This is a genomic window from Chromobacterium haemolyticum DSM 19808 (genome assembly GCF_000711885.1).
Lineage (GTDB): Bacteria > Pseudomonadota > Gammaproteobacteria > Burkholderiales > Chromobacteriaceae > Chromobacterium > Chromobacterium haemolyticum.
In genome coordinates this window covers 200,859-214,880 of the sequence record NZ_JONK01000001.1, presented here as the reverse complement: position 1 = coordinate 214,880, position 14,022 = coordinate 200,859, and the positions used below count along the sequence as shown (strand labels likewise).

The 14,022-nt window shown below is 58.6% G+C and carries 13 protein-coding genes; 11 read left to right on the top strand and 2 right to left on the bottom strand.

Annotation, left to right across the window (positions count from 1 at the left end; genetic code table 11):
• Positions 1–59: 59 nt before the first annotated feature.
• The 5 genes from BR71_RS00950 (at position 60) to BR71_RS00930 (ending at position 5,456) form a co-directional block, all read left to right on the top strand.
• A complete protein-coding gene (locus BR71_RS00950; RefSeq protein WP_043631354.1) occupies positions 60–2,915 on the top strand; it encodes a ribonucleoside-diphosphate reductase subunit alpha in 2,856 nt (951 codons plus the stop codon).
• A gap of 248 nt (positions 2,916–3,163) precedes the next feature.
• Complete coding sequence (locus BR71_RS00945; RefSeq protein ID WP_043631352.1) at positions 3,164–3,544, top strand: hypothetical protein; 381 nt, start codon at positions 3,164–3,166, stop codon at positions 3,542–3,544.
• A gap of 188 nt (positions 3,545–3,732) precedes the next feature.
• Entirely contained in the window at positions 3,733–4,119 is a 387-nt protein-coding gene (locus BR71_RS00940) for a hypothetical protein (protein ID WP_043631350.1), read from the top strand.
• A 13-nt stretch (positions 4,120–4,132) separates the two neighbouring features.
• Positions 4,133–4,357 carry a hypothetical protein gene (locus BR71_RS00935; protein WP_043590482.1) on the top strand — a complete coding sequence of 75 codons (225 nt, stop codon included), beginning with the start codon at positions 4,133–4,135 and terminating at the stop codon, positions 4,355–4,357.
• Between the two features lie 19 nt (positions 4,358–4,376).
• Positions 4,377–5,456, top strand: coding sequence for a ribonucleotide-diphosphate reductase subunit beta (locus tag BR71_RS00930; RefSeq protein WP_043631347.1), 1,080 nt, complete (start codon positions 4,377–4,379; stop codon positions 5,454–5,456).
• 441 nt (positions 5,457–5,897) lie between these two features.
• Here BR71_RS00930 and BR71_RS00925 read toward each other — a convergent pair whose 3' ends face one another.
• Complete coding sequence (locus tag BR71_RS00925) at positions 5,898–6,893, bottom strand: methyl-accepting chemotaxis protein (RefSeq protein WP_052370234.1); 996 nt, start codon at positions 6,891–6,893, stop codon at positions 5,898–5,900.
• 36 nt (positions 6,894–6,929) lie between these two features.
• Positions 6,930–7,259 (bottom strand): helix-turn-helix domain-containing protein, encoded by a 330-nt coding sequence (locus BR71_RS22640; protein WP_052370233.1) that lies wholly within the window; start codon positions 7,257–7,259, stop codon positions 6,930–6,932.
• 115 nt (positions 7,260–7,374) lie between these two features.
• Here BR71_RS22640 and BR71_RS23970 point away from each other — a divergent pair, with 115 nt between their 5' ends.
• The 6 genes from BR71_RS23970 (at position 7,375) to BR71_RS00895 (ending at position 13,962) form a co-directional block, all read left to right on the top strand.
• A complete protein-coding gene (locus BR71_RS23970; RefSeq protein WP_156038759.1) occupies positions 7,375–7,650 on the top strand; it encodes a hypothetical protein in 276 nt (91 codons plus the stop codon).
• A 187-nt stretch (positions 7,651–7,837) separates the two neighbouring features.
• Complete coding sequence (gene licT, locus BR71_RS00915) at positions 7,838–8,656, top strand: BglG family transcription antiterminator LicT (RefSeq protein WP_043631344.1); 819 nt, start codon at positions 7,838–7,840, stop codon at positions 8,654–8,656.
• A 154-nt stretch (positions 8,657–8,810) separates the two neighbouring features.
• Positions 8,811–10,679, top strand: a complete 1,869-nt coding sequence (gene bglF / locus BR71_RS00910; RefSeq protein ID WP_043631340.1) for a PTS beta-glucoside transporter subunit IIABC — start codon at positions 8,811–8,813, stop codon at positions 10,677–10,679.
• A gap of 23 nt (positions 10,680–10,702) precedes the next feature.
• Positions 10,703–12,100, top strand: a complete 1,398-nt coding sequence (locus tag BR71_RS00905) for a glycoside hydrolase family 1 protein (RefSeq protein ID WP_043631338.1) — start codon at positions 10,703–10,705, stop codon at positions 12,098–12,100.
• Between the two features lie 121 nt (positions 12,101–12,221).
• Positions 12,222–13,622 (top strand): carbohydrate porin, encoded by a 1,401-nt coding sequence (locus tag BR71_RS00900; protein ID WP_081555160.1) that lies wholly within the window; start codon positions 12,222–12,224, stop codon positions 13,620–13,622.
• A gap of 31 nt (positions 13,623–13,653) precedes the next feature.
• Positions 13,654–13,962 (top strand): DUF1484 family protein, encoded by a 309-nt coding sequence (locus tag BR71_RS00895; RefSeq protein WP_043631335.1) that lies wholly within the window; start codon positions 13,654–13,656, stop codon positions 13,960–13,962.
• The last annotated feature ends 60 nt before the right edge of the window (positions 13,963–14,022 follow it).

Genomic DNA, 14,022 nt, shown 5'->3' with positions numbered 1-14,022 from the left:
CTGCCCCATGGGAAACGCAGTAACGGAAGGACGCAACCACCCACCTTATCGAGGGCTACATGCAATTGACCACCTTTGAAGGGCAGACCGCCGCAGAACTCGGCCGCGCAGCCGCGCCCAAAGCCGATTTCAGCCAGTACAAAACCATCCGTCGCAACGGTGCGGTGGTGCCGTTCGAACCCGTCAAGATCTCCATCGCCATGACCAAAGCCTTCCTGGCGGTCATGGGCCACCAGGGCGCCACCTCCGCCAGCCTGCGCGAAAAAGTCGCCCAGCTGAGCGAACAAGTGGCCAGCGCCCTGATGCGCCGCAAGCCGGAAGGCGGAGCCATCCACATTGAAGACATCCAGGACCAGGTGGAACTGTCTCTGATGCGCTTTGGCGAGCATGATGTAGCCCGCGCCTACGTGCTGTACCGCGAACAGCGCTCCCAAGAGCGCGCCGCCCGCGGCGAAGCCCTGACCCAGGTGCAGATCAACGTGGTGCGCAAAGACGGCCGCAAGCTGCCGCTGGACGTGGCCCGCCTGCGCGCCACCATCGAATCCGCCAGCCAAAACCTGGCAGGCATCGATATCGACGCCATCCTCAGCGAAACCCTGAAGAACATTTACGACGGCGTCAGCGAAGACGAAGTCAACAAATCCGCCATCCTGGCCGCCCGTTCCATGATTGAGCAGGACCCGGCTTACGATTACGTGACCGCCCGCCTGCTGCTGAACAACATCCGCCTGGAAATCCTGGGCGAAGCCGTCAGCCAGGAAGAAATGGCCAAGCAGTACGCGCTGTACTTCCCCACTTTCATCAAGAAAGGCATCGACGCCGAACTGCTGGATGAAAGACTGGGCGAATACGACCTGAAAAAAATGGGCGCCGCGCTGGACGCCAACCGCGACCTGAAGTTTGGCTACCTGGGCCTGCAAACCCTGTTCGACCGCTACTTCCTGCACGTGGACGGCGCCCGCATCGAAATGCCGCAGGCCTTCTACATGCGCGTGGCCATGGGCCTGGCGTTGAACGAAGTGAACCGCGAAGAGCGCGCCATCGAGTTCTACAACGTGCTCTCCAGCTTCGACTTCATGTCGTCCACCCCCACCCTGTTCAACTCCGGCACCCGTCGCAGCCAACTGTCCAGCTGCTACCTCACCACCATTGCCGACGACCTGGACGGCATCTACGAAGGCATCAAGGAAAACGCCCTGCTGTCCAAGTTTGCCGGCGGCCTGGGCAATGACTGGACCTCCGTGCGCGCCATGGGCTCCCACATCAAGGGCACCAACGGCAAATCCCAGGGCGTGGTGCCGTTCCTGAAAGTGGTCAACGACACCGCCGTGGCGGTGAACCAGGGCGGCAAGCGCAAAGGCGCCGTCTGCGCCTATCTGGAAACCTGGCACGCGGACATCGAAGAATTCCTGGAGCTGCGCAAGAACACCGGCGACGACCGCCGCCGCACCCACGACATGAACACCGCCAACTGGATTCCGGACCTGTTCATGAAGCGGGTGATGGAAGGCGCGGACTGGGCCCTGCTGTCCCCGTCCGAAGCCCCGGACCTGCACGACCTGTACGGCGCGGCCTTCGAGAAGCGCTACAAGGAATACGAAGCCATGGGCGAGCGCGGCGAGCTCAAGGTGTACAAGCGCATCCCGGCGCTGTCCCTGTGGCGCAAAATGCTGACCATGCTGTTTGAAACCGGCCACCCGTGGATGACCTTCAAGGACCCGTGCAACATCCGCAGCCCGCAGCAGCACATGGGCGTGGTGCACAGCTCCAACCTTTGCACCGAGATCACCCTCAACACCAATGAGGACGAAATCGCGGTCTGCAACCTGGGTTCCGTCAACCTGTCCGCCCACCTGAAGGCAGACGGCAGCCTGGACTCCGAAAAACTGCAGCGCACCATCCGCATCGCCCTGCGCATGCTGGACAACGTGATCGACATCAACTTCTACCCGGTGAAGAAGGCGCGCAACTCCAACCTGAAACACCGTCCGGTGGGCATGGGCATCATGGGCTTCCAGGACTGCCTGCACCAGAAGCGCGTGCCCTACGGCTCCGACGCCGCGGTGGAGTTTGCCGACGAATCCATGGAAATGGTGGCCTACTACGCTTACTGGGCTTCCACCGAACTGGCGGAAGAACGCGGCCGCTACCCGTCCTACAAGGGCAGCCTGTGGGACCGCGGCATCCTGCCGCACGACAGCATCAACCTGCTGGCGGCCGAACGCGGCGGCTTCCTGGAAGTAGACCGCAGCGAACGCATGGACTGGAACGCGCTGCGTGAACGCGTGAAAACCCACGGCATGCGCAACAGCAACTGCCTGGCCATCGCACCCACCGCCACCATCGCCAACATCATCGGCGTGTCGGCAAGCATCGAACCGACCTACCAGAACCTGTTCGTCAAATCCAACCTGTCCGGCGAATTCACCGTCACCAACGAATACCTGGTGCGCGACCTGAAAGCCGCCGGCCTGTGGGACGAAGTGATGGTGGCCGACCTCAAATACTTTGACGGCAGCCTGGGCCAGATCGACCGCGTGCCGGCCGAACTGAAAGCCATCTACGCCACCGCATTCGAGCTGGACCCGCGCTGGCTGGTGGAAGCGGCCTCCCGCCGTCAAAAGTGGATCGACCAGGCTCAGTCCCTGAACCTGTACATGGCGGGCGCTTCCGGCAAGAAACTGGACGAGCTGTACAAGCACGCCTGGTTGCGCGGCCTGAAAACCACCTACTACCTGCGCACCCTGGCCGCCACCAGCGCCGAGAAATCCACCGGGCGCGGCGGCGAACTGAACGCGGTGTCCAACAGCCACAGCCAACCGGCCGCGGCTCCGGAAGCCGTGGTGGACAACACCCCGGCCACCGACGCCAAGTTCTGCAGCATCGACAACCCGGATTGCGAGAGCTGCCAGTAAGGCGGAAGCAGCCATCCTGGCTTGAACGGCCGGCCCCTCGGGGCTGGTCTAGCCTGGCCCCGGCCAGGCTCCATCTCACAGCCCTCTGCCCGCAGCAGGCTGTGAAATGGCCCCACAATCCGGCCGCCCCACCCATTGGCCAGCCGCCTGCCCGTCCAGACGGCTGGCCAATGGGGAACGCAGCAACAAACCGCGCCAGACCGTAACGGCAGCGGACGCAGCACACATGCAAAACCAGGGGAAACCGGATGAATATAGAAGAATTTTTCAACAGCTACGCAGTGGGCTACAGCCAGCTGGACGTGCCCCAAGTGACCGCGCACTTCACCGTGCCCTTCACCGCCATCCATCAGGGAGACCTGAGCAGCTGGGACAACATGACATCGCTGCGCGACACCACCACCGCCTTGCTGGAGTGGTACCGCAGCCAGGGCTTCATCAGCGCCAGTCACCAACTGGACAGCGTGCTGAATTTTGGCGAAGACGCCGCCAGCGCCCGCGTGCGCTGGACCGTACAGCGCCAGGACCAGCCGGCCTGGGAATACTGCACCGGCTACCACCTGAAACGGGTGGACGGCCAGTGGAAGATTTACGGCCTGGTGCAGTACCAGGACGCGCCGCAGCAGTAAACGGCAACCCCAGCCTCAAGCCGCTTGCCCTCAGGCGGCTTCGGGATGGAAACGCCGGCCAGCCCGCGATGCGGACGGACGGAAACAGCTCAAGACCAAGCAAGCGAGCGCGGCGGGTGTTGAGCGGGTTCCAGGAAGACGAGGCCCACGGCCCCGCCGCCACCAGCAAGGCTTCAGCAGGAGGTCAGATGCAAGCGTTTGAAAATATCCGGATCAACGGGTTTTGCGAACAAAGAACCCACAACCCCGACAAGCAGTTTGTGCTGTTCAATATGTACCTGACGCTGAACCAGGCCCCGCCCTGCGAATGGAAGGACCTGTTCAACGAAGCCCGCCGCCTGCCGCGCCAGAAAGTGTGGCGCAAAGCCTGGGTGGAAGCGGACGCGCTGGTGGTGTACTGCCAGCCGGAAGAACTGCAGCAGCAAATAGAGCTGCTCAAGCAAGACATAGAACAAGCCAACCGGCAATACCGCCAGCTGCTGAAGCTGCGGCAGCCGCGCGGCAGCCAGGTGGAGCAGGAGGAAAGCAGCGAACGCCAGCTAATCCACCGCCTCAGCCAACAGCTGCGCTTCTGAAAGGACGCTGCTCATGAGCGCCACCGCATTCTGTATCGCCCGCCATGGCGAACATGGCAAAGACGCAGGCTACCGAAAACTGGGCAGCCTGCACGTGGACCTGGACCCGGTGCCGGCACTTGCCGCCGCGCCGCGCCAGATACAAATACTGCGCAAAAGCAGCCTGCCGCTCAGCCCCAGCCTGGCTGGCGACAAGCAGCCGCTGCCGCCCCAAATCACCGCGCCGGACGCGGAATAAATCCAAACAGGAGCCCTTAATGCTGAACTTTGACGACACCATCGAAACCAAACCGGCCGCCCCCTCCGCGGGCGCCATCGCCGCCGGCCGCGTCAACGTGGTGGACAAAAAAGTGATCAACGGCACCACCGACGTCAACCAGCTCGTGCCTTTCAAACACAAATGGGCATGGGAAAAATACCTGGCCCAATGCGCCAACCACTGGATGCCGCAAGAAGTGAACATGCAGCGCGACATCGAACAGTGGAAAACCGGCCAGCTGACCGAAGACGAAATGCGCATCGTCAAGCGCAACCTCGGCTTCTTCGTCACCGCGGACTCCCTGGCCGCCAACAACATCGTGCTGGGCACCTACCGCCAGATCACCAGCCCGGAATGCCGCCAGTTCCTGCTGCGTCAGGCCTTTGACGAAGCCATCCACACCCACGCCTACCAATACATCGTGGAAAGCCTGGGCCTGGACGAAGGCGAAGTCTTCAACGCCTACAACGAAATCAAATCCATCCGCGACAAAGATGAATTCCTGATCCCCTTCATCGACGTACTGTGCGACCCGGCCTTCAAGACCGGCACGCTGGAAAACGACCAGAAGCTGCTCAAATCCCTGATCGTGTTTGCCTGCATCATGGAAGGCCTGTTCTTCTACGTGGGCTTTGTGCAAATCCTGGCGCTGGGCCGCCAGAACAAAATGACCGGCGCCGCGGAACAGTACCAGTACATCCTGCGCGACGAGTCCATGCACTGCAACTTTGGCATCGACCTGATCAACACCATCAAGCTGGAGCAACCGGAAATCTGGACCGAAAGCTTCAAGGCCGAGATCACCGAACTGTTCAAGCACGCGGTGGAACTGGAATACGCTTACGCCGAAGACACCATGCCGCGCGGCGTGCTGGGCCTGAACGCCAGCATGTTCAAGGAATACCTGCGCTTCATCGCCAACCGCCGCATGCAGCAGATTGGCCTGGACCAGCTCTACCCCGGCGTGAACAACCCCTTCCCGTGGATGAGCGAAATGATCGACTTGAAGAAAGAGAAGAACTTCTTTGAGACGCGGGTTACGGAATATCAGACGGGTGGGGCGTTGAGCTGGGATTGATAGCTGTCGTCGGGCGACAGATAATTTTTCATTTTCGACGTATAATTTTTCATTTCGTGGCCAATACTGTCGGAAATCCGAAAGCTTGAAATCTTGCTTTACGAGAAACAAAGGCCCTGCAATTGTAGGGCCTTTGTCTTACCCCGATAAGGTAGCCGTTCATAAGGTTGCGTGCGGAGAAGAACCCTAGTGTCGGTTTGTCGGCCGAAACGGCCACTAGTGTGACCAACTCAGGGAGTTCGCTCGGAAGCAAAACCGGATATTCAATCTTTGCATTGGGTAAACATCCGGTTCTATCTTTCAGTAAAAGTCAGAATCGACCCTGAACGAAAATTGACCGCTTAGGCAGACGTATTTTTAACGCATGAAATCACCAACCCGTGCAACCATTAGCGCAGGTTCGACTTAACTTTAATTTGCACCTCAATTTTCAAAATAGCCTTAAGAGAAGGTCGAACTTTGATTGTAAAAATCAAAGCAGTATTTTATTTTTGTTTGCTGATTTGGCTGAATATTTTTAAATTCCAACCCATAAATTTCACCATCGCTCTCTTTTTTTATCCACTTTACACATGCCGACAGTAGCAATGGTTCTTGTTTTCGATAGTCTTCGATACTGTCTTGAGGAAGTGCAACCTGCAACTCTATTAATTCGCCCTTTGCGAAATGTAACGCTAAAGGTAGGCGCAACTTAACCCCTGACAAACTAAAGTCATCCGTTATAGCATCACGAAAATTATCGCCATCCTTTACCTGCACCAAAATATGTTGACGCATACGTGGCAGTTTCCTACTTTCATTTTCTGCAGGTAACGCGGGAAAGTTTTCATCAAATTGAAAATGACTCATAATGCTGCGCAAATCCGAAGAAGCCTTGTATAACACTTGGCTAATTATCCCTGTTGTGTGAACCTTGTGGGCATTATCACTCAAAGTAGTTAACAAGGCCTCTAACTGATTTCGCATAATTTCTAGGCGTGACATTTGTTCGTGACTAGCTTGGCTTATTTTTTGAGCTGCAATAACATTGGTCTCGATATCCTGCACTAACTCGCCGATAGCTTTATTTGCATGCTCCGCTTTTTCCATGCCAAGCCGAGTACTAATAATAATACCCTGTACCGACTCTGTATTCTCCTGAATTAGAACCCCTAAGCTATTGATAATCCCGGTAATTTCATCGGTCGCATTCGACGCGTTCTGAGCTAACTTACGTACTTCATCAGCCACCACAGCAAAACCCCGCCCATGCTCACCCGCACGCGCAGCTTCAATCGCTGCATTCAGCGCCAACAGATTAGTTTGGTCTGTAATAGTGGCTATAGATTGTGTAATTATTTGAATTTTTTGATTGGCCTCGCTAAGTGCAGTTATTCTCGTTTCGGCATGGCGGGCTTCTGAAACTGCCGCCCCCATTTCCTTGATATTATCTCGCATGGTGTGGCTCAAGGACCAAGCCTCTAGTGTGAATGATTACTTTTCACCTGATGAAAAAATGGAATGCAACGCAGCAACCATGCGTTCCACCTCGTCAGCGCCAGCAGCTTGCGCGCTACGCATAATCTGACTTCGCATCTCCTCCACGGAGGGGCGGCCGTCGAAATCGAAGAAATCCTTCAGTTCCAGCTTCATAGCGTTGGCCAACCGCTCTAGCGTCTCAATGGCGGGGTAATGCGCGCCGCGCTCTATGCGGCTCAGCGATTTAGCGTCAATGCCCACCATCTCTGCCAAAGCATCTTGGGACAGACCTTTGCGCTTGCGCAAAATCTGAACTTGCCTGCCAATCTTGATTTTTGTGTCCACTTTTCTACTCTACGTGTACTTTCTCCTTATTTAATCAACGCACACTGTTTACAATAACCACGTACAGGGTAGAATTAATAAAAAAGTAAACCGAAAAATCACAAAGAGGCATACAATGACTCACTTCCGCAGTCCTGCCCCCCACCCCCCGCCATCCCAAACCCTGGCCGCCTGCGCTCTGGCCTTGAACTGCCTTGCCACCCTGCGTCACGCGCTTGACGCCTTCCAGTTCCACGCCACACAAACACTGCAGCCCCGTTTGGGGCATCTGGCCTGTGCCACCACCACGGTGCTGGACGACTTCGCCAGTCAGTTGCACAGCCTTTGCCCCGACGCCGCTCCATGCCCCCCGACCGATAGGTGTCCAACGCTGACTTGGGGACCGAAATGACGCCTTCCCTCTTTTTCTCCACTGCGACAAAACCGCCTCCAGCAGCCCCTCCTGCCGGGCGTCTGCCCCTGGCTGTTTCGAAACGATATATTTTTAACAAATTAAGTTGTATTTTTTGCCACCCAATGGTTCCATCCGCTGACGACAGGCCAAGCCGTCAGGTTTTTTTGTTTTCAGGATGCGCGCTATGAAAATCAGCAAAGTCTTGAACAACAATGCCGCCCTCGTGTTGGATGAACACCAGCATGAGCTGGTGGCCATGGGCTGCGGCCTGGGGTTTCAAAAGCGGCCGGGCGACGCGCTGGACCCTGCGCTGGTAGAAAAACTCTTCGCCTTGCAAAACCATGAGCTGATGTCCCGCTTGAGCGAAGTCTTGAGCGCCATCCCCACCGAGGTGATGGCGGTCTGCACCGACATCCTCAACCTGGCGAAAAATCAATTGGGCAGGCTGCCCGAGGAGGTTTACCTGGCTTTGCTGGATCACTGCCATTTCGCGCTTGAACGCCATCGTCAGGGCATTGCCCTCCACAACGCGCTGCAATGGGAAATGCGCAGGTTCTACCCGAAAGAATTCGCCATTGGCCTGCAAGCGCTGGCGCTGATAGAGCAGCGATTGGGACTGACCCTGCCGGAGGATGAGGCCGGTTTCATCGCCTGGCATTTGGCCAACGCCCAAATGAATAGCGAGGCTCCGGAGATGCAAGCCATTACCCAGCTGATGCAGCAGGTGCTGCGGATCGTCACCTATCAGCAAGGGCATGAGCTTGACCAGCAAGCGCTGAGCTACCACCGCTTCATTGCCCACCTGAAGTTTTTTGCGCAACGCGTGTTGTCCCAGCAGTCATTGCCTGCTGGAGACACCTGTTTGCATGCGGCGGTGAAGGCAAGCTACCCGCAAGCATGGCGCAGCGCGGAGAGCGTTGGTGCTTATGTTTGGGAGCAGCACCGGAAGGAGCTTGAGTTGGACGAGATGATGTTCCTCGCCATTCATATTAGCCGTCTATAAGCCTGATCTTTACTCACCGGCTGGTTTGACCAGTCGAGACATCAACAGGGTTGTTACTGTCTAGAACAGGCAAAACCTGGCCATGCCTCCCCCGTTTCGGGTAGGCGCGGTCAGGTTTTTTTTTGAGCGTTTGCTAGCCATAGGGAGGAGAACCATGGACACACTTGCCAAACAAATCGTCGCGGGAGTGGGTGGCAAGGACAATATTCTGAGCCTGGTGCATTGCGCTACCCGGCTGCGCTTCAAGTTGCGCGATTCCGGGCGGGCCCAGGCGGAAACCTTGAACCGTCTGCCCGATATTCTGATGGTGCTGGAGAGCGGCGGGCAATTTCAGGTGGTGATCGGGAACCTGGTGGCTGAAGTCTACCAAGCCATTTGCCGGATCCTTGAACAGGACGACGAGGCTCCGCCAGCGGGCGAGACCAAGAAAGAGGGGCTGCTGAGCCGTTTCATTGACGTGGTCTCCGCTATTTTCACGCCCACCCTCGGCATCCTGGCCGCCTCCGGCATCCTGAAAGGCTTGTTATCGCTGGCGCTGGTGAATGAATGGTTGAGCGAGACCGGCGGCACCTATTTACTGTTGTTTGTGGCCAGCGATGCCCTGTTTTATTTCTTCCCCTTGGCCTTGGGGTATACCGCCGGCAAAAAGTTTGGCGGCAACCCTTTCACGGCAATGGCCCTGGGCGGCGCGCTCACTCACCCGCTCTCCATCGCGGCGTTTAATGCCGCTCAGCAGACTGGCGCGGCGTCCTTGGACTTTGTCGGCATTCCCATCGTTTTCATCAATTACAGTTCTTCGGTGATCCCCATCATTCTTGCCGCTTGGGCCAGCAGCCATCTTGAAGCCCGCTGCAAGCGGATCCTGCCCGCCGCCATCAAGAACTTCCTGGCCCCGCTGCTGTGCTTGAGTCTGATCGTGCCCATGACTTTCCTGCTGATCGGACCAGCCGCCACCGGGCTAGGCCGCTTGCTGGCCAATGGTTTTCAAATCCTCTATGACTTGGCTCCGATGTTGGCCGGCGCGGCGCTGGGCGGCTTGTGGCAGGTGTTGGTGATCTTTGGCCTGCATTGGGGCCTGGTGCCGCTGATGTACAACAATTTGAGCCTGCTGGGCTATGACACCATGGGCGCGCTGTTGCTGCCGGCGGTAATGGGGCAAGTGGGCGCTACGCTGGGGGTTTTCTTGCGCACCCGCGATGCGCGCCTGAAATCATTGGCAGGCTCCGCGGTGAGCTCTGGGCTATTCGGCATTACCGAACCCGCCATCTACGGGGTGACGCTGCCGGCAAAACGTCCCTTCCTCTTTGGCTGCATCAGCGGCGCCTTGGGCGGCTTGATCCTGGGTTACGCGCGCAGCAGCGTCTACTCGCCAAACCTGCCCAGCATTTTTACCTTCCCCCAAATCATCCCTCCCAGTGGCGTCGATTTCTCCGTCTGGGGCGCGATTGCCGGCAGCCTGCTGGCAGCCGGCCTCGCCGCCCTGCTCACCTTCTTTTTTGGCCTGCCCAAAGCCGAACCAGCCACAGCCGCCACGGCGGCGGATGAAGCGCCGGCCGCAGCTGAGGACCCCTCGTCTTATCAAATCCCTTCACCTATCCACGGTCAGGTTCAGCCGCTCAGCACGGTGTCGGACCCCGCTTTTGCCAGCGGCGTGCTGGGCAATGGCGTGGCCATCCTGCCGCACAGCGGCCGGGTGGTGGCGCCGTTTAGTGGTCAGGTCAAATCCCTGTTCCACGCTTGCCACGCCCTGGCGCTCGTCGCCGACGACGGAACCGAAATGCTGATCCATGTCGGCATCAATACCGTCAAGCTCGATGGCCGCCACTTCCGCGCCCATGTGCGGACAGGCGACTCAATCGCGGCCGGCGATCTGCTGTTGGAGTTTGACCGCGCCGCGATTACCGAGGCCGGCTTCGATATGACCAGCCTGGTGCTGATCTGCAACCCCGGCTGCACGCAAGTGCGGCCCATTCCCACGGCCGAGGTGGAGGAGTTGGCTCCCCTGCTGGCCGTCAGCCGTTAACCACCGCAATCAGGAGATGAGAGATGACATTATTTCCCGCTGATTTTCTATGGGGCGGCGCCTTGGCCGCCAATCAGGCGGAAGGCGCTTACCTGGCCGATGGCAAAGGACTGTCCACCTCGGATGTGCTGCCGCAAGGCGTTTTTGGCCCCATCGTCGAGCGCGTGGCCGGCGACAACGGCCTCAAGGACCAGGCCATCGATTTTTACCACCGCTATCCGGAGGACATCGCCCTGTTCGCTGAGATGGGTTTTAGCTGCCTGCGCGTGTCCATCGCCTGGAGCCGCATCTTCCCGCAAGGCGACGAGGACGAGCCCAACGAGGCCGGGCTGGCGTTTTATGATCGCCTGTTCGACGAGATGACCAAGCACGGCATTCAGCCGCTGGTCACGCTGTCGCACTTCGAAATGCCTTACGCGCTGACTCAGCGTTACGGCGGCTGGGCCAGCCGCCAGACCATCGCCTTTTTCGAGCATTACGCCCGCACGGTGTTCACCCGCTATCGCGACAAGGTCAAATACTGGCTGACCTTCAATGAAATCAATATGGCGCTGCACGCGCCGTTTACCGGGGTCGGCCTGCCGCCGGACAGCGACAAGCAAGCGGTTTACCAAGCCCTTCACCACCAGCTGGTGGCCAGCGCGCGCTCCGTTACAGCCTGCCATGAGCTGATCCCGGACGCCCGGATCGGCAATATGTTGTTGGGGGGCGTTCGTTACCCGCTAACGTGCCGGCCGGAAGACGTTCAGGAGGCCCTGCGGCAAAACCGAACATGGCAATTTTTTGGCGATGTGCAGGCAAGGGGCGCTTACCCAGCCTATATGCGGCGTTTCTTTCGCGAGGCCGGCATTGAGTTGGACATCCGCGCGTCCGACCGAAAAGACCTGCGCGCCACCGTGGATTTCATCTCCTTCAGCTACTACATGTCCGGCTGCGCCAGCGCCGACCCAAGCTTGGCGGAACAAGCCGGCGGCACGCTGGGCATGGTGCCCAACCCTCACTTGCCCAGTTCGGAATGGGGCTGGCAGATCGACCCGCAAGGCCTGCGTTATCTGCTCAACCTGCTCTACGACCGCTACCAGAAACCGCTGTTCATCGTGGAGAACGGTCTTGGCGCGCGCGACGAGGTGACGCCGGACGGCCGCATCCACGACCCCTACCGCATCCAGTACTTTAACGATCATCTGATCCAAGTGGCCGAGGCCCTGGACGACGGCGTCGAAATCCTCGGCTACACCAGCTGGGGGCCGATTGATCTGGTCAGCGCGTCCAAGGCGGAAATGTCCAAACGTTACGGCTTCATCCACGTCGATCTGGACGACCAGGGCCATGGCAGCCTGAAACGACGGCGCAAGGATAGCTTTTACTGGTATCGCGACGTGATCCGCAGCCGGGGGCAGACGCTGAAGCCGGCCGGCTAAGCCCAACTGCAAAAACCCCTAGGCCTGCCAGCGGCAGGCCACACCCACAACAGGCGCTGTCATAGGCCAGGGGCTAGTTTTGCCTGCGCCTATGCCGCCGCCTGAGTATCAGGAGACCAACATGCCTATCCTGTTCTCTACTACCGACCCGCGTTCCCTCCCGCTGGCCTTGGGCCTGACCGTGGGCATTCTGCTGAGTCCGGCCATCACGCAAGCCGATAGCGGCCGCGATGACATCCCCGCATGGGATGGCACGGTGCTTGGCTTCGAACCACAGGCCGGCGATTTGCTCAGTACCGATACCGGCATTCGCAACTGGCTGGAACGATATGGTTTTCGCTATCGCCTGGCCCACGTCAGCCAAACCGCCTACAACGCCAAAGGCGGTTACAACACGGACAAGAAAGCCGAGTACATCGATCAGCTTTCGCTGACCTTCACCCAAAGCCTGGAAGCGCTGACCGGCATTCCCGATGCCGCGATCGAGGGCAATATCGTCAACCGCAACCATGACAACAACCTGACTAGCACGCGGCTGCAAGATCCCCGTATAGGTTTTAACGATCTGACGCAGGAAAGCTGGGGCGGCCAATCCATTACCCGGCTGGGCTGGCTGAATTTCAGGAGAAGCTTTCTTGACGGCAAGTTGCAGTGGCGGATAGGACTGATGAACAAGGTGCAGGACTTCGACCAGATCATTCCCTGCGACTTCCAGATGCTCAGCCTGTGCGGCGGCAAATCGGCGGACTCCGGCACCTGGTACAACTGGAACGTGCATTACTGGGGCAGCACCTTGCAGTACCGACTCACCCCGGAACTGACCCTCTTGACCGGCTTGCTGGAGCAAAACCCGCAAGCGCCGTCGCGCAGCCACGCCTGGAGCGTGTCCACCGACGGCAGCCGGGGCATTCTGCTGCCGCTGGAAGCCGAGTGGCGCACCCGGCGCTTCGGACTGCCGGGCATTTACAGCCTGGGTCTGCTGTACACCAATGCCAAGCAAACCGACCTCTACCTTGGCCAGTCCGGCGGCCCCGGCACCGTTGATCCAGCGGGCTATCGCCAGTACCGCAACACTTGGTTCCTGTATACCGGCTTCAACCAGCAACTGACTCGCCACGCCGATAGCGCCAACCGGGGCTTGAGCCTGGCCTGGAGCCTGGGTTTAGCGGAGCAGCGCAGCAATAAGTCCCGTTATTCCACTGCTCTGGCCCTGCGTTATCGTGGCCCTTTCGACGCTCGGCCAAACGACTGGCTGGCGCTAGGCGTAGCCAAAATGCAAGGCAGCTCCAATTTTCGCCGTAGCCAGAACTTCCTGAACCAGCAAAGCGGAGTCGAAGACTATAGCGATCCGCGTTATGCACCGTTGCCGGAGTCTTCCGTGAATGCCGAGCTGTACTACCGTTTCAAGGTGACCCCATGGCTGGAGTTACAACCCTTGATCCAGTATTGGGGACGCCCTGGCGGCATTGCCCAAACTTCCGACGCCTGGGTAGTGGGCCTAAAAACCGCTATCAACTTCTAATTCAAGTTGGTCAAGCCAAGGGAATACCGCGATGAATACTGCCTTGCCCGCCATGGAGCAATTAAAGCTGTTGAACCAGAAGCTGTTCGACGCCCAGGATCAGACCACATTGCCACACTTGGGCCAGCAATTGGCCCAACAATGCGAAGAGATGGACGCCAGCCTGATGCAAGGCTTGATCGACATCCGCGCAGCCCATATCAGTCTGCAAGCCATCCTGACTCTGCTGCAACGCCGAGACGAACCCTTGCTGTTGAGCAGCGAGGACGCCGCGGCACTGTTGGAGCCGGTGCTGCAACGCCTGTGTCAGGGCTTAAGTTGCATTAACCACTTGGTGTAGGCTGAGGCCCCAAGAAGCGCCCGCGCTCCTTGGGGCGCTGTACGTCAAGAACCGGCGCTG

Excerpts from the sequence above, each read along its gene's own strand:
- BR71_RS00950 (WP_043631354.1), top strand. The coding sequence starts at position 60 with ATGCAATTGACCACCTTTGAAGGGCAGACCGCCGCAGAACTCGGCCGC.
- BR71_RS00945 (WP_043631352.1), top strand. The coding sequence starts at position 3,164 with ATGAATATAGAAGAATTTTTCAACAGCTACGCAGTGGGCTACAGCCAG.
- BR71_RS00940 (WP_043631350.1), top strand. The coding sequence starts at position 3,733 with ATGCAAGCGTTTGAAAATATCCGGATCAACGGGTTTTGCGAACAAAGA.
- BR71_RS00935 (WP_043590482.1), top strand. The coding sequence starts at position 4,133 with ATGAGCGCCACCGCATTCTGTATCGCCCGCCATGGCGAACATGGCAAA.
- BR71_RS00930 (WP_043631347.1), top strand. The coding sequence starts at position 4,377 with ATGCTGAACTTTGACGACACCATCGAAACCAAACCGGCCGCCCCCTCC.
- BR71_RS00925 (WP_052370234.1), bottom strand. The coding sequence starts at position 6,893 with ATGCGAGATAATATCAAGGAAATGGGGGCGGCAGTTTCAGAAGCCCGC.
- BR71_RS23970 (WP_156038759.1), top strand. The coding sequence starts at position 7,375 with ATGACTCACTTCCGCAGTCCTGCCCCCCACCCCCCGCCATCCCAAACC.
- licT (WP_043631344.1), top strand. The coding sequence starts at position 7,838 with ATGAAAATCAGCAAAGTCTTGAACAACAATGCCGCCCTCGTGTTGGAT.
- bglF (WP_043631340.1), top strand. The coding sequence starts at position 8,811 with ATGGACACACTTGCCAAACAAATCGTCGCGGGAGTGGGTGGCAAGGAC.
- BR71_RS00905 (WP_043631338.1), top strand. The coding sequence starts at position 10,703 with ATGACATTATTTCCCGCTGATTTTCTATGGGGCGGCGCCTTGGCCGCC.
- BR71_RS00900 (WP_081555160.1), top strand. The coding sequence starts at position 12,222 with ATGCCTATCCTGTTCTCTACTACCGACCCGCGTTCCCTCCCGCTGGCC.
- BR71_RS00895 (WP_043631335.1), top strand. The coding sequence starts at position 13,654 with ATGAATACTGCCTTGCCCGCCATGGAGCAATTAAAGCTGTTGAACCAG.